Source organism: Nocardia iowensis (assembly GCF_019222765.1).
GTDB classification, from domain to species: Bacteria; Actinomycetota; Actinomycetes; order Mycobacteriales; family Mycobacteriaceae; genus Nocardia; species Nocardia iowensis.
Map to the genome: position 1 here is coordinate 1,539,591 of NZ_CP078145.1, position 19,249 is coordinate 1,558,839.

Genomic DNA, 19,249 nt, shown 5'->3' on the forward strand with positions numbered 1-19,249 from the left:
ACGCGTTCGCGCTTGTCGCCGCACAGCGTCGCCGAATATCGACGTTGTGCGGCACGCGTAGTGAATCACCGGAAATAGGGGGTGGAGGGTGTCCACTGGTCATAGCGATCCGTTGGCACGGCTGGCAGTCCTGATGGTCCGGCAGCGGCACCGCGTTTACGCGGGCTGGTTGGTCGCGGTCGTCACCGGCCTGATCGGACTGCCCTTCTTGCTCGGGTCGGTGGCGTCCCCACCGATGGAGGTTTCTGGCTCCGATTCGCAGCGGGCAGCGGCGGTGATCAGCGCGGGTCTGCCCTCGTTCGGCAGTCATCAGATGGTCGCGGTTCTGCATTCGCCGGACCATCGGACGACAGACCCGGTCTTCGACGCGGCGATCAACGCCGCCATCGCCGCCCTCGGACCCCGGGACGGCGTCGACGGCATGGTGTTACTTCCGCGGGTCGGCGACGTTCGCCCGGTCCCGGCGCTGACGTCCACCTTGGAACCGCTGCGCCCGCTGTTCCGGGACGAGCACACGGCATATCTGCTGATCGGCTCGTCCGGCGACGATCGGCAACGCCAAGACCGCGTACCTCGCCACCAAGCCATTCTCGACGAGGCGATGCAGACCACGTCGGCCGGTGCCGTCCGGGCCCATCTGCTCGGCGGCGCCGCCTTCGGCAAGGCGGTGCAGGAGGCCGAGATCGCCGACCTGATGCGCATCGAGTTGGTCGCCGTGCCCGCCGCGATTCTGGTCCTGCTGATCGGTCTGCGCGCGCCGGTCGCCGCGCTGGTGCCGGTGGTCATCGCCGGTGCGTCAGTGCTCACCACATTGGGCCTGTTCGCGTTGATCCGCGGCATATTTCCGGTCGACGGAATGCTGCTGATCGGGGTGAACGCGATCGGGTTGGGCATCGGCATCGACTACGCGCTGTTCGTGATGAACCGCTACCGCGAAGAATTGGCGGTCGGCGCCGATCCGCTGGCGGCCATCAGGACGGCCTCGGCCACCACCGGACGGACGGTGGTTTACTCCGCACTGATCTTGTTGTTCGCCTGCACGAGTCTATTTCTGGTTCGCTGGCATATTTTCGCCGTGGCCGCGGTCGGCACCCTGACAGTGATCGCGGTAACCGCGGTGGCCGCGGTTACCCTGCTCCCCGCCGTTCTGGTATCGCTGACGAAGTGGCTGGAATGGGGATCCGGCGGGATAGCGCGGCCGGGGCCTGCCCAACTCGGCGAGGAAGTTGGCACGGAAGGACGGCTGACGCGCTGGGCGAACCATCTGATGCGCCATCCGTGGCCGTACACAATCGCGGTCACCGCCGGTCTGTTGGTGGCGGCGACACCGGCACCGAACATGACGCTGGGTTTCGATGCGGAAGCCCGGGCCTTGGCAGGCTCGCCGGTCATCACCGGTTCCGTCATCACAGAACGAGACGTTCCCGGCCTTGCGGCAATGGTGACGATCCTGCTCAGCCGGCCTGCCGACACTCCTGAACCGGACACCGAGCCCCTCCTGGCAGCGCTGCGTGCGGATCCGGAAGTGGCCGCGGTCTCGAAGCGGGACAACGGGATCGACCTCACCGCCGTACTCGCGATACCGAAGCATCTACCGACTTCACCGTCAGTCGTGGATTTGGTGCGCCGGATTCGTAGCGACATCGCACCGACCTACGCACCATCCGGTCTTCAGGTGACGGTCGGCGGTCCCAGCGCGGTCATCAGCGATATCCTCACCGAGACTTCGACGAAGCTGTGGTGGGTATTCGGCTGGGTGCTCGCCCTGATGTTCGCCGTGCTCGTCGTCATGCTCCGCAGCCTGGTACTGCCGTTGAAGGCGATCCTGATGAGCCTGCTGGCTACCGGAGCGTCCTTCGGACTCACCGTGCTGGTGTTTCAGCATGATGGGGGTGACCAGGCGTCCGGGTTGGCCAACCAGGGCATGATCTGGCCGCAGGTGCCGCTGATCGTGTTCGTCGTGCTGTTCGGGTTGTCCACGGACTACGAGTTGTTCCTCGTTCGCCGGATCCAGGAGGAGTACTTGGCCACCGGGGACAACCGACGGTCGGTCGCCACCGGCTTGCAGAGCACCGCACGTTCGATCACCCTGGCCGCGGTGATCCTCGCGGTCGGGTTCGGCAGCCTGCTGGTGTCCGAGATCAACGGCTTGAAGTCCTTCGGCTTCGCCATCGCCGTCGCATTGATCATCGACGCCACGTTGATCCGGCTCGTCCTGGTGCCCGCGCTGATGCAGATCATGGGCCGCTGGAACTGGTGGTTCCCGTCTTCGGTCAAGCGCTCGTGCCCCCGGGGAGATCGAGCCCTCCGGATACATGAGCCTGTTTCCACCTTGATCCGGAAATGAACCGAATGACTGGGTAAACGGCCCATCCGGAAGCACTTTGGCAACGAATGCTTCATGACCATTCCGGGATGGCAGGTTCTGCCGCAGCCAATTGCTTACCGGCTCCGAGCAGGATCCGTGACAACCCTGCCTTGGTCATTCACGCACGGGGTTGTCGTTCGAATGACCGCACAGTCGATGGGAAGGTTTGCGATGGCAATAGAACGCGCGGAAGAAGTCGAGTCGGCGAGGAAGCGCAAGCGGCCGAGCCGCTTGGTGCTGGTGGCCGCGGGAGCGCTGGCGGCGTCGGCGGTCGGTTACGGTGTCGTGTCTGCCCCCAATTCCTCGGCCCAGGAGGAGGGTGACTCCACGAAGTCGGAAGACATCAAGTGCACGGGCGGCGAGGGCAAGATCACCATCTCCAAGAAGGGCGAAAAATACATCGGTGAGGCCTTTCTGACCGGCGAGTTCAAAGAGGACGGCTGCCCAGGTCCCAGTGACGATCCGATCGGCTCATCGGGGGAAATCTCCATCAAGGAAAAAGGCGAAGGCTGCGAGCTGAAGGCCAAAATCGCCGACGGTGAAGCCGAAGTGCAACAGGGCAAAGGAAATGAGACCGAGAAGGAGAAAGCCGACTCCGGTCAAGTCACCATGATGGCCCCGCTGAGTGAGGGTGATGCAAAAGTCACTCTCACCACGAGCACCGAGGACAAAGAGAGTGAGTCGGCGAAAGTGACCGGCACCGGATCTGTGCAGGGCTTGAAATTGTCCGACTGCTCAACGGTCCCGGAAGGTAATTTCACGGTGACCAACATTTCGGGCGAAATGAAGGGCAAGTAAGCAGCGACGTTGCCGCGCCGCGCCGTCAACGTTCGACGCGGCGTTCGGCATCGAAGCGCTTTGCGCGAGGCAGGGATTCGTTCAGAGAAGGGGTGGCGTGTGCCTATCGGGCGCAGGGATGCTTTGGCACGTCTGGCAGTCACGATGGCCCGATATCGGCGTCGGGTTTTCGCGGGTTGGCTGATCGCGGTCGCAGTCGGCATGCTGGGGCTACCCCACCTGCTGGGTTCGCTGGTCTCGCCGTCGGTAGAGGTCGCCGGCTCCGAATCACAACGGGCCGCAGCGGTTCTCGAGGATGGCCTGCCGTCCCTGGGCAACGAACCGATGATCGCGGTATTGCATTCCGACAAGCACCGATCGACGGATCCGGCTTTCCGCGCCTCGATCAGTGCCGCCATTCGCGCTCTCGGACACCAGGCGGGCGTCACGGGATCGATAGTGTTTCCGCTGGTCGGTGATCCGAAACCGGTATCGGCGATGGCCGAAACGCTGGAACCACTTCGCCCGCTGTTCCATGATGAACACACCGCCTACCTGATGGTTGGAACTACTGGCTCGGACCGGGAGCGCCAAGATCGAGTACCGGCGCAGCAGGCGGCGGTCGACCAGGCAACCCAAGCCGCGTCCGACGGTACTGTGCGGACCTATTTTGTCGGCGTCTCCGCATTCGGGCAGGAAATGCAGCGCGCCGAGATCGCGGATCTGCTGCGTATCGAATTGATCGCGGTGCCCGTCGCGATCGCGGTGCTGTTGTTGGGCTTGCGAGCTCCGGTTGCCGCCCTGGTGCCCGCGGGCATCGCTGGAGCTTCGGTGGTGACCACCCTTGGATTGTTCGCCCTGTTGACCGAGGTGTTCCCGGTGGACGGCATGCTGCTGGTCGGGGTCAACGCGGTCGGGCTGGGTATCGGGATCGACTACGCGTTGTTCGTCACCAACCGCTACCGGGAGGAATTGGCGGCCGGCGCCGACCAAGAGCAGGCGATCGCGACGGCGGGTGCCACCACGGGACGGACGGTGGTGTACTCAGGACTGCTCTTGATCCTGGCGGTCGTATGCCTGTTCATGGTGCGTTGGTACGTATTCGCGGAGGCCGCAGTCGGTGTCCTGGCGGTCACCGCGGTCGCGTTGGCGGCTTCGCTCTCACTGCTGCCGGCCGCGCTGGTGTCGTTGACGCGGTGGCTGGAATGGCGTCCACGGTGGACATCTCGTTCTGTCCTTCGCACCGAGAGCACGTCCACAGGTACGGAGTGGCTTGCCCGCTGGGCCGGGCACCTGATGCGCCACCCCTGGCCGTACGCCGTCGCGGTCACCGCGGGCCTCCTGTTGGCCGCGACACCCGTGCCCGACATGGCGCTGGGTATCAACCTGGAACGCCGTGCACTGGACGGGACACCGGACCGTATCGGCCACCAGTTGATGGACCCTGACGTGCCCGGCTTGGCGAGCGCGGTGTTCATTCTCCTGAGTCGCCCCGCTGACTCCGGCGAACCGGACACCGTGCCGCTATTGACCGCCCTGCGCGCGGATCCCGACGTGGCGGCGGCCAGCACGCTGGGCAACGGCGTCGACCTAACCGCCATCCTCGTCATTCCGCGGCATACCACCGACTCGCCGGCGGTGGTCGAGGTGGTGCGGCGGATCCGCGGGGAGGTTGTGCCTTCAGCGGTTCCACCCGGCACACCGGTGCTGGTGGGCGGTTCCAGCGCCCTCGTCGCCGATCTGCTCACCGAGACCTCCACGAAACTGTGGTGGGTCATCGGCGCTGTGCTGGCGCTGATGTTCCTGATGCTGGTCGCCGTTCTCCGCAGTGTGCTGCTACCACTGAAAGCGATTCTGATGAGTCTGCTGTCGACCGGCGCGGCGTTCGGCTTGACCGTCCTGATCTTCCAGGGCGATGGCGACCACGACGCACTGAGCGGGTACGACCCGGGCCTGATCTGGCCGCAGGTGCCGTTGATCATGTTCGTTCTGCTGTTCGGTCTCTCCACGGACTACGAGTTGTTCCTCGTTCGCCGGATCCAGGAGGAATACCAGGCCACCGGGGACAACCGCGGTTCGGTAGTGGCCGGTTTGGTGCGTACCGCTCGACCCATCACCCTGGCCGCCGCGATTCTCGCGGTCGCGTTCGGCAGCCTGTTGATCTCCGACATCAGCGGTTTGCAGCAATTCGGGTTCGCCACCGCCTGCGCGCTGATCATCGACGCCACCCTGATCCGGCTCATCCTGGTACCCGCGCTGATGCAGATCATGGGTCGCTGGAACTGGTGGTTTCCCGCATTCCGCAGCTCGGCGGGCGGTGGCCGCGGCGGGCCCCGAGAGCACAGCCCGATCGATCGACCCGAACGAGTACCAGACGCTGTCCCCGCCTTGAAGAATTGACGTGAGCGGTTGGCCCGGTGGCGGGTGCCACCGGGCATGCCGGTGCTCGGGCGGCTTTGTCCGCTGCCTGGAGTTGGCGGGCTGCAACGGCTGGCTGACCGTGGACGCGCGACGTGGCATGAGCCGCGAATCAGTAGGGTGGTCTCAACCGGCCCTGATCGCCATGTTGTGGCACAGTAGGGCACCGCCGTAACGCCTGCTCGTCGTTCACCGGTGGTCGGTTTCGCAGCAATCTCACAGGAAATACCCCTGGTCGAGCCCGGCACAGGCCTCGATCATGGAGCGATATCGCAGGACAATGGAGGTGTGCATGGCCGTCGCTACGACCACGGACGACCGGACAGCGGTCGTCGGTTCTCGTTGGTGGCGACCGAGGGTGCCCGCGACCGTCGGCTACCTGGCCGCGCTGGTCATTGTCACGTCGATCTTTTCGGGGCTGAGTGATTCGGCTCGGTCGAAGGTGGTGCTGCAGGCCAGCACCAATCTGCACAATCTGCTTCAGGGGCGGGTCGTCACGCTGCTGTCGAGTGCGCTGGTGATCGGCGATGTCGGCACCGCGTGGTTGATCATGCCGCTGCTGGCCTGCCTGCTCGCACTGGCGGAACTGCGGTTCGGCGCGCTGCACATGGTTCGCGTCTTCCTGGCGGGGCACATCGGCGCGACGCTGCTCGTCGCGGTCGGGCTCTGGGTGGCCGTCGAGTTCGACTGGCTGCCCGCGAGCGTGCGCTGGAGCGAGGATGTCGGTATCAGTTACGGCGCGATGGCGTTGATCGGCGCGCTGGTCTTCGTCGTGCCGCACCGGCTGCGGATCGCCTGGGCCACAGTGTGGTTCGCGGCCGCGGTCGCCGGCGTGCTGCTCGGGCAGACGTTCACCAATGTCGGACATCTGCTGGCCTTCTGCATCGGCTCGGCCGTCGGTTACGGCATGATCCGGACCAAGACGCCGGTCACTCGACGGTTCACCAAGGTTGAGCGAGCGTTGCTCGGTACCAGCGTGATTCTGGCCGCCGCGGTGCTCTTCGGCTGAGCGGCAAGGGCCGCGAGTCGAGGCGGGCTGACGTCAACGGCCGTCGATCATTCACCTAGAGTGCTGGGGTGCGCCTAGTGATTGCTCGCTGTCAGGTCGACTATGTGGGGCGACTCACCGCCCATCTGCCGATGGCCCGTCGCTTGCTGTTGATCAAAGCCGACGGCTCGGTCCTCGTGCACTCCGATGGTGGCTCGTACAAGCCGCTGAACTGGATGAGCCCGCCGTGCTGGCTGGAAGAGCGTGGGGCCGCCGATCTTCCCGACGGCGCGAAAGCGCTCTGGGTCGTCACCAACAAGGGCGGCGAGGAACTGCGCATCACCATCGAGGACATCGAGCACGACTCCTCGCACGAGCTCGGCGTCGACCCGGGTTTGGTGAAAGACGGTGTGGAGGCGCATCTTCAGGTTCTCCTCGCCGAACACGTGCAGACCCTCGGCCCCGGCTACACGCTGATCCGCCGCGAATACATGACCGCGATCGGCCCGGTGGATCTGTTGTGCCGGGACGCAGGCGGCGCCACGGTTGCGGTCGAGATCAAGCGCCGTGGCGAGATCGACGGTGTCGAGCAACTCACCCGCTACCTCGAGCTGCTGAACCGCGATCCGCTGCTCGCGCCGGTGGCGGGCGTCTTCGCCGCCCAGCAGATCAAGCCGCAGGCCCGCACGCTCGCCGAGGATCGCGGCATCCGCTGTCTCACACTGGATTACGACGCCTTGCGCGGCACCGAGAGTACCGAATTCCGGCTGTTCTGAGCTTCGGCAGCGGTCACCGCTGACCGGTCGGGTTCACACGGGCTGAGGCGCGCTTTCGATCGAGTAATAGTCTGGACGGCATGCCCCGTCGGAAACCGCGCGCAGCCGGTCAGGTGGGTCGCTCGCGGACGGGCGGCGCACCGCTGGGGGATGTCTTCGGCCGGACCGAGGCGGGGCCGGGTGGCGACGAGACCTACGTCGTTCGCACCATCCCAGGCGCCCGTGCGGTGAAGATCTACCGCTGCCCGGGGTGCGACCACGAGATCGCGATCGGCGTCGCGCACATCGTCGCCTGGCCCGCCTATGGCGGCGAGGACGATCGCAGGCATTGGCACCGTGGTTGCTGGAACGGCCGCCAGACCCGCGGCATCACCCGGCGCTGGTCATAAGGAACTGTGCCGGACAAGGAGATTCGTCCGGAACGTGGCATTTGTTCCGAATGTCCGTGGCGTAGAAGTTAATTCTTCGAAACGCGCGTTTTGTCGCAAATCTTTTTACTGCGCAGGCTTACGTGGCCGACCCCGGGAATTAGGAAGGCCGCCCCGGTGTGGGACGGCCTTCGAGCTGAATTCGGTTGGGGTACTGCGTTAGTCGCCGCGTGGCCCGCCGTTAGTTGCTGATGTCGGCGTTCTCGCGCTCCTCGTCGACAATGTCATCCTCTTCGGAGGAAACCTCGGGGATGGCCTTGCGGCTGGAACCGGAGACCTGCTTGGTGTTGTTGCCGATCGACTTGCGCTGATCCGGAACACCGTCCAGCAGTTCGCTTTCCCGGTTGACCGCGGCGAGCATCGCGGGCACCGAGTCGAGCTGGCCGCGGATGCCGAGCAGCTGGGCGAGCACGCGGCCGCGCAGCACGCGCATCTCCTCGGCCAGTTCCTTCGCGTGCGCGATCTTGCGCTCGGAGGTCTGGGTCGCGGAGGTGATGAGGCGGTTGGCCTCGTCGGTCGCGTCCTTGATCCGCTGGGCGGCCTCGGCGCGGCTGGTGGCCTCCAGCTCTTCCATGGCGCGGGTGAGCTTGGTGCGCCGCTCGGCCATGGTGACCTCGAAGTCCTGCTGGGTCGCCTTGCGCTTGGCGTCGGCTTCCTTGCCGAGACGATCGGCCTCGGCCTGGGCGGCCTCGATGATCTTGGCGGACTCGGTGCGCGCGTTGGCAAGGGTCTGCTCGAACTCGATCTCGAGCGCCTCGCGCTTTTCCTTGGTTTCGGCCAGCAACGACTCGTACTTGCCACGCATCTCGGTGGCCTGCTGCTCCGCGATCGACACCATTTCCGCGGCCTCGGCCTGTGCCAGGGCACGGACCTCGGAAGCCTCGTCGGAGGCCAGCCGCAGCATCCGGGAGATGCGGTCGGACATGCCTTCCGCGGTGGTCGGCGGCACCGAGAGACGGTCGACCTCCTTGCGGAGCTCGTCGATCTCGTCACGCGCGTCCTCGAGCTGGCTCGCGAGGTTACGGGCTTGTGCCGCAGCAGCATCCCGGTCGGTAGCGGTGACCCTTAGTTCGGCGTCGAAGCGGTCGAAGTAGTTGCGTACCTCGTCTTGCGCATAACCCTTGCGCACAACGGTGAAGGGCAGTGCAACGAAGCGATTGCGATCGGACTCAGGTGACGACATGGCACACAAACTACAGCCTACAGAGACCTGATGGTGACTCGACCGCGAATGTGATTCCGAAGAGTTTTTCGCACCCGATCTTGATACTAGTGCGTAACATTCGCGTTCGGCTCGACCAACTCGATCAGCACACCGCCAGCATCCTTCGGATGGATGAAATTGATGCGGGAATCCGCTGTTCCAGGCCTCGGCGCCTCGTACAGCAAACGCAGGCCCCGCGCGCGCAGGTGCGCGGAGACCGCATCGATGTCGGTGACACGGTAGGCCAGTTGCTGCAGGCCCGGCCCGTTACGGTTGATGAACTTGGCGATGGTGGACTCGTCGTCGAGGGGGGCTAGCAACTGCAGGGCAGTCGCGCGATCGGGGGCGCCGGGCAGCGAAAGCATCGCCTCGTGCACGCCTTGGGCCTCGTTGACCTCGCGGTGGGTCTCGATCATGCCGAGATTCTCGGCGTACCAGGCGACCGCGACCTCGAGGTCGGGCACCGCGACCCCGACGTGGTCGATGGCGACGACGTAGTCGGCGGGGATGAAATCGGACGAATCGCTGACGTTGCTCACCCCTCGAAGGTAGCCCGTACCTGCGTACCGGCAACCGGGGCGCAGCGGTTACCGTGGAGTACGAATCCTGTGAAACAAGATAGCGAGGCTAGTCGTGACCACTTCCGTGATCGTCTCAGGTGCACGTACCCCAGTCGGTCGGCTGCTCGGCGGTCTGAAGGACTTCAGCGGTTCCGATCTCGGCGGCTTCGCCATCAAGGCGGCGCTGGAACGCGGCGGCGTCGCGCCCGAGCAGGTCGACTACGTGATCATGGGCCAGGTGCTCACCGCGGGTGCGGGCCAGATGCCGGCGCGGCAGGCGGCCACGGCCGCGGGCATTCCGATGGACGTGCCCTCGGTGACCGTGAACAAGGTGTGCCTGTCCGGCATCAACGCCATCGCCCTTGCCGATCAGCTGATCCGGGCGGGCGAGTACGAGATCGTCGTCGCGGGCGGCCAGGAGTCGATGAGCCAGGCCCCGCATCTGCTCGAAAAGAGCCGCGAGGGTTTCAAGTACGGCGATGTCACGCTGCGTGACCACATGGCCTACGACGGCCTGCACGACATCTTCACCGACCAGCCGATGGGCGCGCTGACCGAACAGCGCAACGACACCGAGCCGGTCAGCCGCGCGGACCAGGACGCCTTCGCGGCGGCCTCGCACCAGCGTGCGGCCGAGGCGTGGAAGAACGGCATCTTCGACGACGAGGTGGTACCGGTGTCGGTGCCGCAGCGCAAGGGCGACCCGCTGCTGGTCGCCGCCGACGAGGGTATCCGCGCCGACACCACCGTCGAGTCGCTGGCCAAGCTGCGCCCCGCGTTCCGCAAGGACGGCACGATCACCGCGGGCACCGCTTCGCAGATCTCCGACGGCGCCGCCGCGGTGGTGGTGATGAGCAAGGCCAAGGCCGAGGAACTCGGCCTGAGCTGGCTGGCCGAGATCGGCGCCGCGGGCGTCGTCGCGGGTCCCGACTCGACGCTGCAGGACCAGCCGGCCAACGCCATCGCGAAGGCTTGTGCGCGCGAAGGCATTTCGCCTGCCGACCTGGATCTGGTGGAGATCAACGAGGCGTTCGCCGCGGTCGGTGTCGCCTCGACCAGGAAGCTGGGCATTGATCCGGCGAAGGTGAACGTCAACGGCGGCGCGATCGCGGTCGGCCACCCGCTCGGCATGTCCGGCGCGCGCATTCTGCTGCATCTGGTGTTCGAGCTGAAGCGCCGCGGTGGTGGCGTCGGCGCTGCCGCCCTGTGCGGTGGTGGCGGCCAGGGTGATGCGCTGATCGTCCGGGTCTAGTCCCCGCCCGAGTCCTCGACGGCCCCGCGAATTTCGTTCGCGGGGCTTTGTCGTTTCGTGCGCGGGCTCTGTCGTTTGGTGCACCGGGCTGTGTCGTTCCAGCGGGCAAGATCGCGATGTGACCCGTCCCACTACGACGCGTCGTAGTGCATCCGGCACAATGGTGCGCATGGGCAATATCTTCGACCTGAGCACCGTCGCGAAGCGGTTTCGTTTCATCGCGGTGCTCGAGGCGATCTCGTGGGCTTTTCTGATCGTCGGCATGGTGTTCAAGCGGCTCCCGGAGCCGGTGTTATGGCCGGTCAAGGTGTTCGGCATGACGCACGGCATCATCTTCATGCTGTTCGTGATCGCCGTCATCGTGACCGCGCGTGAACTGGCCTGGAACGCGAAGACCACGGTGCTCGCGCTGCTGTCGAGCATCCCGCCGTTCTGCACCGTGGTGTTCGAGATCTGGGCGGTCCGGTCGGGCAAGCTGGGTGAACTGAGCAACGGGAATTCTGCCGACTCCGGAGCCCCGGCCGCCGCCGCGTCGTGACAAACTGGAAACCGTGACTCGACCTGCCGCACGCCGTCCTTCGCCAGCCGCTGTCGCCGCCATGTCCGGGGCAGTTGATCTTTCCGCGTTGAAGCAGCCGTCCGCCGGAGCATCCACGGCGGCCGGTAATGGCGATTACGCGGTGAACGAAGCGAACTTCGAGACAAAGGTGCTGCGCCGCTCGGTGCAGGTCCCGGTGGTCGTCGTGCTGTACTCGCAGCGCAGCCCGGGCAGCGTGGAGCTGGTCCGGACGCTGGAGCGTCTGGTCGGGGAGAGTGGCGGCGTCTGGGACCTGGCCACCGTCGAGGCCGAAACCAACATGCGGATCGCGCAGGCGTTCGGCGTGCAGGGCATTCCGACCGTCGTGGCGGTCGCGGGCGGCCAGCCGCTCGCCGACTTCCAGGGCGCGCAGCCGGAACCACAGGTGCGGCAGTGGCTCAGCGCCGTCGTCGACGCGGTGGCCGGCAAGCTGCCCGGCGGCGAGGAACCGCAGCAGGCCCAGGAAGATCCCCGTTTCATCGCCGCGGAAGCGGCGCTGGAGCAAGGCGACCTGGCCGGCGCCGAGGCCGCCTACGAGGCGATCATCGCCGCGGAACCGGGCAACGAGGAGGCCAAGGGCGCGCTGCGCCAGCTGCGCTTCCTCGCTCGCGCGCAGGGGATTCCGGAGACCGCGGTGGCGACCGCCGACGCCGACCCTGCCAATGTGGACGCCGCCCTCGACGCCGCCGACGTGGAGATGCTCAACCAGCAGCCAGAGGCCGCGTTCGACCGGCTCATCGGGGTCGTCAAGCGCACGGCGGGCGACGACCGCACCAGGGCTCGCACCCGCCTGCTGGAACTCTTCGAGTTGTTCGACCAGGCGGAGCCGTTCGTGGTCGCCGCCCGCCGCAAGCTCGCCGCCGCGCTGTACTGAGCCACCGCGACCCAACCCCAGCCCGGCGGAAGCCGTGCGTCCGGGCGACGCGGCGTGCCCCCCTTCCATTAGTCGCACACCCGGTACACCGGGTGTGTGGCTGCTACGAAGGGTGTGCACACCCCTTTTGACGGGTCGGCGCGAGCGGGCGAGCGGTCAGCGTTCTGGGGCCAGCCAGACGGCGCTGTTGGGAGCCATCGCGATGGTCGCGGAGGCGGGGCGACCGTGCCACGGTTCGTCAGTGGCCTTGACAGCGCCGAGGTTTCCGATGCCTGAGCCGCCGTACTCGGCGGCGTCGGTGTTCAGGATTTCCGTCCACTGTCCGGCGAAGGGCAGACCGACCCGGTACGCGCCGTGCACCGCACCGGAGAAGTTGTACACGCACGCGACGACGGATCCGTCGGACCCGTAGCGCAGGAACGCCAGCACATTGTTCGCCTGGTCGTTGGCCTCGATCCACGAGTAGCCGCCGGGGGTGGTGTCCTGGCTCCACAGCGCGGGATGGGCGCGGTAGACGGCGTTGAGGTCGCACACGACCGCCGTAATCCCTTGGTGGAGTGGGTTGTCCAGCTCCTGCCAGTCCAGTCCCCGGTCGTGTGACCACTCGCGGAACTGGCCGAAGTCCTGGCCCATGAACAGCAGTTGCTTGCCGGGATGCCCCCACATGTAGGCCAGCAGTGCCCGCACGCCACCGGCTTTGGCGAAGTCGTCGCCGGGCATCCTGGTCCACAGCGTGCCCTTGCCGTGCACCACCTCGTCGTGGCTGATCGGCAGCACGAAGTTCTCGCTCCAGGCGTACATCGCCGAGAAGGTGATCTCGTTGTGGTGCCAGGACCGGTGGATCGGGTCGCGCTGCAGGAAGCCGAGCGTGTCGTGCATCCAGCCCATGTTCCATTTCATGGTGAAGCCGAGTCCGCCGACGTCGGTGCCGCGGGTGACGCCGGGCCAACTGGTCGACTCCTCGGCGATGGTCACCACGCCGGGGTGGTGGCGGTGCACGGTGTTGTTCAGGTCCTGTAGGAAGTCGACGGCCTCCAGGTTCTCCCGGCCGCCGTGCACGTTCGGCTCCCAACCCCCTTCGGGGCGTGAGTAATCCAGGTACAGCATGGACGCGACCGCGTCGACGCGCAGGCCGTCGATGTGGAACTCCTCGATCCAGTAGCGCGCGTTGGCCACCAGGAAATTGCGCACCTCGTGTCGCCCGAAGTCGAAAACGTAGGTGCCCCAGTCGAGTTGCTCGCCGCGGCGCGGGTCGGCGTGCTCGTAGAGCGGGGTGCCGTCGAAGCGGGCAAGCGCCCATTCGTCGCGCGGGAAGTGCGCGGGCACCCAGTCGAGGAGCACGCCGATGCCTGCCTGGTGCAGTCGATCGACGAACGCGCGGAAGTCGTCCGGGGAACCGAAGCGTGCGGTTGGCGCGTAATACGAGGTGACCTGGTAGCCCCAGGAACCGCCGAAGGGATGCTCGGCGATGGGCAGCAGTTCGATGTGGGTGTATCCGGTGGCCCGCACGTAATCGGCCAGCTGGTCGGCCAATTCGCGATAACCGAGACCGGGCCGCCAGGAGCCGAGATGGACTTCGTAGACGCTCATCGGCGCCTGGGTCGGGTCGGTCTTCGCTCGGGTATCGAGCCACGCCTTGTCGTCCCACCGATAGCTGCTCTCGGTGACGACCGACGCCGTCGCGGGCGGCAGCTCGGTCGCGAACGCCATCGGGTCGGCGTGGTCGACCGTGCGGCCGTCGGCGCCGTGCACCCGGAACTTGTACTTGGTGCCCGGCCCGACGCCGGGCACGAACACCTCCCACACTCCGGACGACCCGAGCGCTCGCATCGGCGCGGTATGGCCCGCCCATCCGTCGAAGTCGCCGAATACGGTGACCCCGCGGGCATTCGGCGCCCACACCGCGAACGAGGTGCCGGTCACCTCGCCGTCGAGGGTGGTGTAGCGGCGTGGGTGCGCGCCGAGCACTTCCCATAGTCGTTCGTGGCGACCCTCGCCGATCAGGTGTAGGTCTAGCTCGCCGACCGTCGGCAGGAAGCGGTAGCCGTCGGCGGAGAGGATGGTCTGACCGCCGGGATAGGTGGTCACGATGCGGTAGTCCATGAGGTCGGGGTAGGGCAGCACCGCGGCGAAAACGCCGTGCCCCAACGATTTCAGCGGATGATCCACCGAACCGACCCGCGCCGCCACCGATTCCGCGAGCGGACGCAGCACACTGACCTGCGTGCCGTCCGGATGGGGATGGGCGCCGAGCACAGTGTGCGGATCGGCGTGCGTGCCCGCGGCAAGCAGCATCAGATCCCTGCGGCGCATCACAGCGTGCTCCGGTAAGCGAGTTCGGTGCGCGCCTGCTGCGAGACCGGGGGCAGGGTGAGGATGTGCGCGACCGACCGCGCCGGGTCCAACCGCACATAATTCGTTTGCGCCCAGTGGTATTCCTCGCCGCTGACCTCGTCGTAGACCACCGGGTGGTCATGCCATTCGCGGCCGATGGCGGGCAGGTCGAGCGAGACCATGCCCCACTCGGCGGCGAACGGATTCAGGTTCACCACCACCAGCACCGCGTCGCCGCTGATCGGATCGATCTTCGAGTAGGCGATCAGCGCATCATTGTCGACATGATGAAAGTGGATGCAGCGCAACTGTTGTAGCGCGGGGTGCGCGCGGCGGATCTCGTTGAGCCGGGTGATCCACGGCTCCAACGATTCACCGCGGGCCAGCGCCTCGGCGAACGGGCGCGGGCGCAACTCGTACTTCTCCGAATCCAGGTATTCCTCGCTGCCCGGCCGCACCGCCTGATGCTCGAACAGCTCGAATCCGGAGTACACGCCCCAGCTCGGCGCGAGGGTCGCGGCGAGTACCGCGCGGATGGCGAACATGCCGGGTCCGCCGTGCTGCAGGCTCTCGTGCAGGATGTCGGGGGTGTTGACGAACAGGTTGGGCCTGGCTTCGTCGGCCTTGGCGGCCAGCTCGTTGCCGAACTCGGTCAGCTCCCACTTCGCGATGCGCCAGGTGAAATACGTGTACGACTGGCTGAAGCCGCGGCGCGCGAGCCCATACAGCCGGGCCGGGCGGGTGAACGCCTCGGAAAGGAAGATCACCTCCGGATCGGTGCGGCGCACGGTGCCGATCAGCCACTCCCAGAAGTCGGCGGGCTTGGTGTGCGGGTTGTCCACCCGGAAGATCTTCACGCCCAACGCGATCCAATGCCGAACCACGCGCAGCACCTCGGCGTAGAGGCCATCGGGGTCGTTGTCGAAGTTGACCGGGTAGATGTCCTGGTACTTCTTCGGCGGGTTCTCGGCGAAGGCGATGGTGCCGTCGGGCAGGGTGGTGAACCACTCCGGATGGGCGGCCACCCAGGGGTGGTCGGGAGCGCACTGGAGGGCCAGGTCCAGCGCTACCTCCAGGCCGAGTTGTGCTGCGGTGTCGACGAATTCGGCGAAGTCGGACTCGGTGCCGAGCAGCGGATGCACGGCGTCGTGCCCGCCGTCCTTCGAGCCGATGGCCCACGGCGATCCGACATCGCCCGGCTCGGCGACGAGTGCGTTGTTGCGGCCCTTGCGATTCACCTCACCGACCGGATGGATCGGCGGCAGATAGACCACGTCGAAGCCCATGCCCGCGATGCGCGGCAATTCCTTCGCGGCGGTGGCGAAGGTCCCGTGCACCGGCTTGCCCGCCGCGTCGCGTCCCCCAGTGGAGCGCGGGAAGAACTCGTACCACGAGCCGTACAGTGCCCGTTGGCGTTCCACCTGCACGGTGTGCTGCGGGCCGCGGGTCACCATGTCGCGCAACGGTGTTGCCCGCAGGATCTCGGCGATCTCCTCGGCGAAGGCCGGGGCCACCCGTGCGGGCAGTTGCTCGTCACTGCGCAGTGCGGCGGCCGCGGCGCGCAACCGTTCGAACTGCTTCTTCGGCACGGCCTGCGCGGCCCGGTCGAACAACCGGGCACCGATCTCCAGGTCGTTGGCCAGATCGGGGGCGGTCTGCCCGACCGCGAGCTTCGCCTCCACCGCGGACCGCCAGGTCGCGATCGGATCGCTCCAGCCCTCGATGCGGTAGGTCCAGGCGCCGGGCAGGTTCGGCGTGAAGGTGGCGTTGAACACGTCCGGCTCGGGATCGGGCGACATCCGGATGCGGATCGGTCGCGAGGAGTTCGGCCCGCGGACGGTCAGCGTCGCGGCGACGGCATCGTGGCCTTCCCGCCACACCACCGTGCGCACCGGGAACACCTCCCCGACGACGGCCTTGGCAGGCCGACCGCCTGCGATGGACGGGGCAGTGTCATCGATTGCGATGCGGCCGGTCACGGGTCCAACCTACCGTCAGCGGCCGGGAAGCACGGGATCAGCGCCGCGGCCGGAGGGAATCGCCGCGGCGTCCGGTCAGCGGGCGTCGGCCGCGAGGCCCAGACCCAATGCGACGAGGATCGCGCCGAGCGCGCGTTCCACCCGCTGCCGGATACCGGTGCGGCGCAGCCAGTCGCCCGCGCGGTCGGCGGCGAGCACGATGCCGACACACCAGGCGGTGTCGATCACCAGTTGGATCAGCGCCAGGATCACCACGGTCGGCAGCACCGGGCCGGTGGACGGCAGGAACTGCGGCAGGATCGTCAGGCCGAATACCGCGGCCTTCGGGTTCGCGGCGATCGAGATCAGGGAGGCGCGGAACGCTGAGCCCGGGGTCCGTCCGGCGGGCAGCAGCGCGGTCATGGTGCCGCCGAATTCGTCGTCGCCGCGAGCGCCGCGCCAGGCCTGCACGCCGAGCCAGATCAACACCAGGGCGCCGACGATATGCACCGCGGTGTTCATGAACTCGTTGGCAACCAGCAGTACCGACAGTCCCGCGCCACCCGCGAGCGTCCAGCCGAGCACGCCGATCTCGTTCCCCGCGACCGCCGCGAGACCCGCCGCCCGGCCGTCGCGCACCGAGCGCTGCAGGAACAGGGCGGTCGCCGGGCCTGGCAGCGCGGCCAGGATCAAACAGGCCAGCAGGAATTGGGGGAGGACTTGAACCCAGTGCGGCATCAGCCGATGCTGCCACGCCGATCAGCGTGCCCGCCAGGGGATTTGGGAGATTGCCGCGATCTCGACCGCGCCACAACCACTGGGGAGCCGCACGCCGTTTCCCGCATGCCGAACCGTGGGCGGTTCCGCATGCTGGGAAACCAAGGGATTGCGGCTTCACTCCGGGGTGCTGCGGCAGGCTTCCAGCAGACGGCGCAGCGCTGCCGTGGTGTCGGCCAGCGCGTCCGGCTCGGTCGAGGTGGCCAACCACAGCGCCGCCTCGTTCATCGCGCCGGACAGCAGGTGCGTCAGCGGGGCGACCGGCTGTTCGGCGAGCACGCCCGCATCGATCAGCGCGGCCAGGGCCTCGCCGAGGTGGCGGGCCGATTGGGCCGCATCCATCGCCCGCCACTCGTGCCAGCCGAGGACCGCGGGCCCGTCGATCAGCATGATCCGCTGGATGTCCGGGTCCGTGCAGGTCGTCAGGAAGACCTCGCAGCCGGCGACCAGTTGCTCCCACCGATCCTCGACCGCGTCGGCGGCCGCGGCCACCCGCTCGCCGACCTCGATCTGCACCTGCTCCAGCACCGCCGCGAACAGTTCCGCCTTGCTGTCGAACTGGTGGTACAGCGCCCCCTTGGTCACCCCGGCCGCCGTGACGATCTCCGACAAGCCCACCGCGCCATAGCCTTTCGCGGCGAACAGGCGCCTGCTCTCGCGTAGCAGTGCGCGCCTGGTCGCCGCGCGCTGCTCGGTGCGGATCTTGCTCGGCATCGATCACCTCACTGTTGACATACCGTCGGTACGTGAATTAGCTTAGCTCACATACCAACGGTATGTGAAAGGTGGGAACATGAAACTGAGCAGCTTCTACCCGGTGATCGGCACCACCCGGATCGCGGAATCGCGCGACTTCTACACCAAGTGGCTGGGTTTCGAGATCACCTTCGAGGCGGACTGGTACATCAGCCTGCGCCGCCAGGGTGAGGTCGCCTACGAGCTCGCGCTGCTCGACTACACCCACCCGACCGTGCCCGAGGCGTACCGCAAGCCGGTCCAGGGTCTGCTGCTGAACTTCGAGGTGGCCGATGTGGATGCGGAGTGGGAGCGGCTGGTCGTCAACGGCGGGCTTGCGGCCGAGTTGGCGCTGCGCACAGAGGAATTCGGTCAGCGGCACTTCATTGTCGCCGACCCGAGTGGTGTGCTGATCGACATGATCACCGAGGTTCCGCCGACGGGCGAGTACGTCGAGAAGTTCAGCCCTGAGTACACCGCCGAGAAGTTCACCGGCCAGTGACCACGAACGCGACCCCGGCGAAAAGCCGGGGCCGCATTGCGGTTTCGGTCATGAGCGATGCCGATCAGGCAGCGGGGACCTTGTCCAGGAAGCCGTAAACCTTTGCGATGCGGCCATTTTCGACAACAGCGACATCGAAACCGATGATCGGCGCTTCCGCACCCTCGGGGCCGAGCGACCAGGTGAAGCGGACCTGGTTATGGTGTGCGTCGATCGGCCCGGCGGGCCGGAACACCCACCCGGGGAACTTGGCCTGGGCAGCGGCGATTCCGGCGTCGATCTCCGCGTGTCCGGTCACCGCCATCAGCGGGTCGACATAGGTCGCCTGCTCGGTGAAGATCGCGGCCACGGCGGCCTTGCGCGCGGCGGGGTCGGTGGCATTCCACGCCTCCAGATACTTGGCAACGACCGTCTCCATGCTGATCTCCGGCGCCGCGGTCTGTGAGCTACCCGAGGGCGGCGTTTGCCCCGGCTCTCCGGTAGCACACGCGGTACCCATTCCCAGCGCCACGATCGCGGCTGCCGCGACGACGATTGCCCGACCCGGCGAACGGCGGCTGATTCGACTCATGATGTGTCCTTCGTCTTACTGGATGCTTGTTCTTGCTGACGAGAACGACGCTATTGCCGCAGGACAGCGCCCGAATCTGTCGTCTATAGGTACTTCCGGCAGCCGATTACTGATGGTCGGCGCAACCGCAGCCCGCGGGATAAGTCACCC

At 66.8% G+C, this 19,249-nt stretch carries 17 protein-coding genes; 10 read left to right on the forward strand and 7 right to left on the reverse strand.

Annotation, left to right across the window (positions count from 1 at the left end; translation table 11 throughout):
* The first annotated feature begins 88 nt into the window (after positions 1-88).
* The 6 genes from KV110_RS06900 (at position 89) to KV110_RS06925 (ending at position 7,716) form a co-directional block, all read left to right on the forward strand.
* On the forward strand, positions 89-2,347 hold the full coding sequence (locus KV110_RS06900; protein WP_218474414.1) for an MMPL family transporter: 2,259 nt from the start codon (positions 89-91) through the stop codon (positions 2,345-2,347).
* A gap of 54 nt (positions 2,348-2,401) precedes the next feature.
* Positions 2,402-3,166: a hypothetical protein gene (locus tag KV110_RS06905; protein ID WP_218474416.1), complete on the forward strand. Its 765-nt coding sequence runs from the start codon at positions 2,402-2,404 to the stop codon at positions 3,164-3,166.
* A 123-nt stretch (positions 3,167-3,289) separates the two neighbouring features.
* On the forward strand, positions 3,290-5,545 hold the full coding sequence (locus tag KV110_RS06910) for an MMPL family transporter (RefSeq protein WP_218474417.1): 2,256 nt from the start codon (positions 3,290-3,292) through the stop codon (positions 5,543-5,545).
* Between the two features lie 310 nt (positions 5,546-5,855).
* Positions 5,856-6,572, forward strand: a complete 717-nt coding sequence (locus tag KV110_RS06915; protein ID WP_218474419.1) for a rhomboid-like protein — start codon at positions 5,856-5,858, stop codon at positions 6,570-6,572.
* Between the two features lie 68 nt (positions 6,573-6,640).
* Positions 6,641-7,327, forward strand: coding sequence for an endonuclease NucS (nucS, locus tag KV110_RS06920; protein WP_218474420.1), 687 nt, complete (start codon positions 6,641-6,643; stop codon positions 7,325-7,327).
* 80 nt (positions 7,328-7,407) lie between these two features.
* Complete coding sequence (locus KV110_RS06925; protein WP_218474422.1) at positions 7,408-7,716, forward strand: ATP/GTP-binding protein; 309 nt, start codon at positions 7,408-7,410, stop codon at positions 7,714-7,716.
* Positions 7,717-7,936: 220 nt separating this feature from the next.
* On the opposite strand, the gene KV110_RS06930 is transcribed toward KV110_RS06925, so the two are convergent.
* Together KV110_RS06930 and mce are read right to left on the reverse strand one after the other, a co-directional pair.
* Positions 7,937-8,938: a coiled-coil domain-containing protein gene (locus KV110_RS06930; protein WP_218474423.1), complete on the reverse strand. Its 1,002-nt coding sequence runs from the start codon at positions 8,936-8,938 to the stop codon at positions 7,937-7,939.
* An 86-nt stretch (positions 8,939-9,024) separates the two neighbouring features.
* Positions 9,025-9,498, reverse strand: a complete 474-nt coding sequence (gene mce / locus KV110_RS06935) for a methylmalonyl-CoA epimerase (RefSeq protein WP_218474425.1) — start codon at positions 9,496-9,498, stop codon at positions 9,025-9,027.
* Between the two features lie 94 nt (positions 9,499-9,592).
* On the opposite strand from mce, the gene KV110_RS06940 reads away from it, so the two are divergent.
* The 3 genes from KV110_RS06940 (at position 9,593) to KV110_RS06950 (ending at position 12,222) form a co-directional block, all read left to right on the forward strand.
* Positions 9,593-10,771, forward strand: coding sequence for an acetyl-CoA C-acetyltransferase (locus KV110_RS06940; protein ID WP_218474426.1), 1,179 nt, complete (start codon positions 9,593-9,595; stop codon positions 10,769-10,771).
* A 160-nt stretch (positions 10,772-10,931) separates the two neighbouring features.
* A complete protein-coding gene (locus tag KV110_RS06945; protein WP_218478226.1) occupies positions 10,932-11,309 on the forward strand; it encodes a DUF3817 domain-containing protein in 378 nt (125 codons plus the stop codon).
* A 61-nt stretch (positions 11,310-11,370) separates the two neighbouring features.
* The gene (locus KV110_RS06950; protein ID WP_218474428.1) at positions 11,371-12,222 is read left to right on the forward strand and encodes a tetratricopeptide repeat protein; all 852 of its coding nucleotides are present in this window, start codon (positions 11,371-11,373) and stop codon (positions 12,220-12,222) included.
* 156 nt (positions 12,223-12,378) lie between these two features.
* Here the strand turns inward: KV110_RS06950 and glgB are convergent, their stop codons facing one another.
* The 4 genes from glgB to KV110_RS06970 all read right to left on the reverse strand — a co-directional run bounded on the left by glgB (position 12,379) and on the right by KV110_RS06970 (position 18,005).
* Positions 12,379-14,535, reverse strand: coding sequence for a 1,4-alpha-glucan branching protein GlgB (gene glgB / locus KV110_RS06955; protein WP_218478227.1), 2,157 nt, complete (start codon positions 14,533-14,535; stop codon positions 12,379-12,381).
* The gene (locus tag KV110_RS06960) at positions 14,535-16,535 is read right to left on the reverse strand and encodes an alpha-1,4-glucan--maltose-1-phosphate maltosyltransferase (protein WP_218474430.1); all 2,001 of its coding nucleotides are present in this window, start codon (positions 16,533-16,535) and stop codon (positions 14,535-14,537) included. Before KV110_RS06960 ends, glgB begins: the two co-directional genes overlap by 1 nt.
* 75 nt (positions 16,536-16,610) lie before the next feature.
* Complete coding sequence (locus KV110_RS06965; RefSeq protein ID WP_218474432.1) at positions 16,611-17,252, reverse strand: LysE family translocator; 642 nt, start codon at positions 17,250-17,252, stop codon at positions 16,611-16,613.
* A 156-nt stretch (positions 17,253-17,408) separates the two neighbouring features.
* Positions 17,409-18,005: a TetR/AcrR family transcriptional regulator gene (locus tag KV110_RS06970; protein WP_218474434.1), complete on the reverse strand. Its 597-nt coding sequence runs from the start codon at positions 18,003-18,005 to the stop codon at positions 17,409-17,411.
* Between the two features lie 79 nt (positions 18,006-18,084).
* Here KV110_RS06970 and KV110_RS06975 point away from each other — a divergent pair, with 79 nt between their 5' ends.
* A complete protein-coding gene (locus tag KV110_RS06975) occupies positions 18,085-18,528 on the forward strand; it encodes a VOC family protein (RefSeq protein WP_218474436.1) in 444 nt (147 codons plus the stop codon).
* Between the two features lie 64 nt (positions 18,529-18,592).
* Here KV110_RS06975 and KV110_RS06980 read toward each other — a convergent pair whose 3' ends face one another.
* Positions 18,593-19,099, reverse strand: a complete 507-nt coding sequence (locus KV110_RS06980) for a nuclear transport factor 2 family protein (RefSeq protein WP_343224168.1) — start codon at positions 19,097-19,099, stop codon at positions 18,593-18,595.
* Positions 19,100-19,249: the final 150 nt, after the last annotated feature.

Coding starts and splice junctions, on each gene's coding strand:
- KV110_RS06965 (WP_218474432.1), bottom strand. CDS start 17,252: ATGCCGCACTGGGTTCAAGTCCTCCCCCAATTCCTGCTGGCCTGTTTG.
- KV110_RS06950 (WP_218474428.1), top strand. CDS start 11,371: ATGTCCGGGGCAGTTGATCTTTCCGCGTTGAAGCAGCCGTCCGCCGGA.
- glgB (WP_218478227.1), bottom strand. CDS start 14,535: ATGCGCCGCAGGGATCTGATGCTGCTTGCCGCGGGCACGCACGCCGAT.
- KV110_RS06925 (WP_218474422.1), top strand. CDS start 7,408: ATGCCCCGTCGGAAACCGCGCGCAGCCGGTCAGGTGGGTCGCTCGCGG.
- KV110_RS06930 (WP_218474423.1), bottom strand. CDS start 8,938: ATGTCGTCACCTGAGTCCGATCGCAATCGCTTCGTTGCACTGCCCTTC.
- KV110_RS06915 (WP_218474419.1), top strand. CDS start 5,856: ATGGCCGTCGCTACGACCACGGACGACCGGACAGCGGTCGTCGGTTCT.
- KV110_RS06980 (WP_343224168.1), bottom strand. CDS start 19,099: ATGAGTCGAATCAGCCGCCGTTCGCCGGGTCGGGCAATCGTCGTCGCG.
- KV110_RS06905 (WP_218474416.1), top strand. CDS start 2,402: ATGACCATTCCGGGATGGCAGGTTCTGCCGCAGCCAATTGCTTACCGG.
- KV110_RS06970 (WP_218474434.1), bottom strand. CDS start 18,005: ATGCCGAGCAAGATCCGCACCGAGCAGCGCGCGGCGACCAGGCGCGCA.
- KV110_RS06975 (WP_218474436.1), top strand. CDS start 18,085: ATGAAACTGAGCAGCTTCTACCCGGTGATCGGCACCACCCGGATCGCG.
- KV110_RS06945 (WP_218478226.1), top strand. CDS start 10,932: ATGGTGCGCATGGGCAATATCTTCGACCTGAGCACCGTCGCGAAGCGG.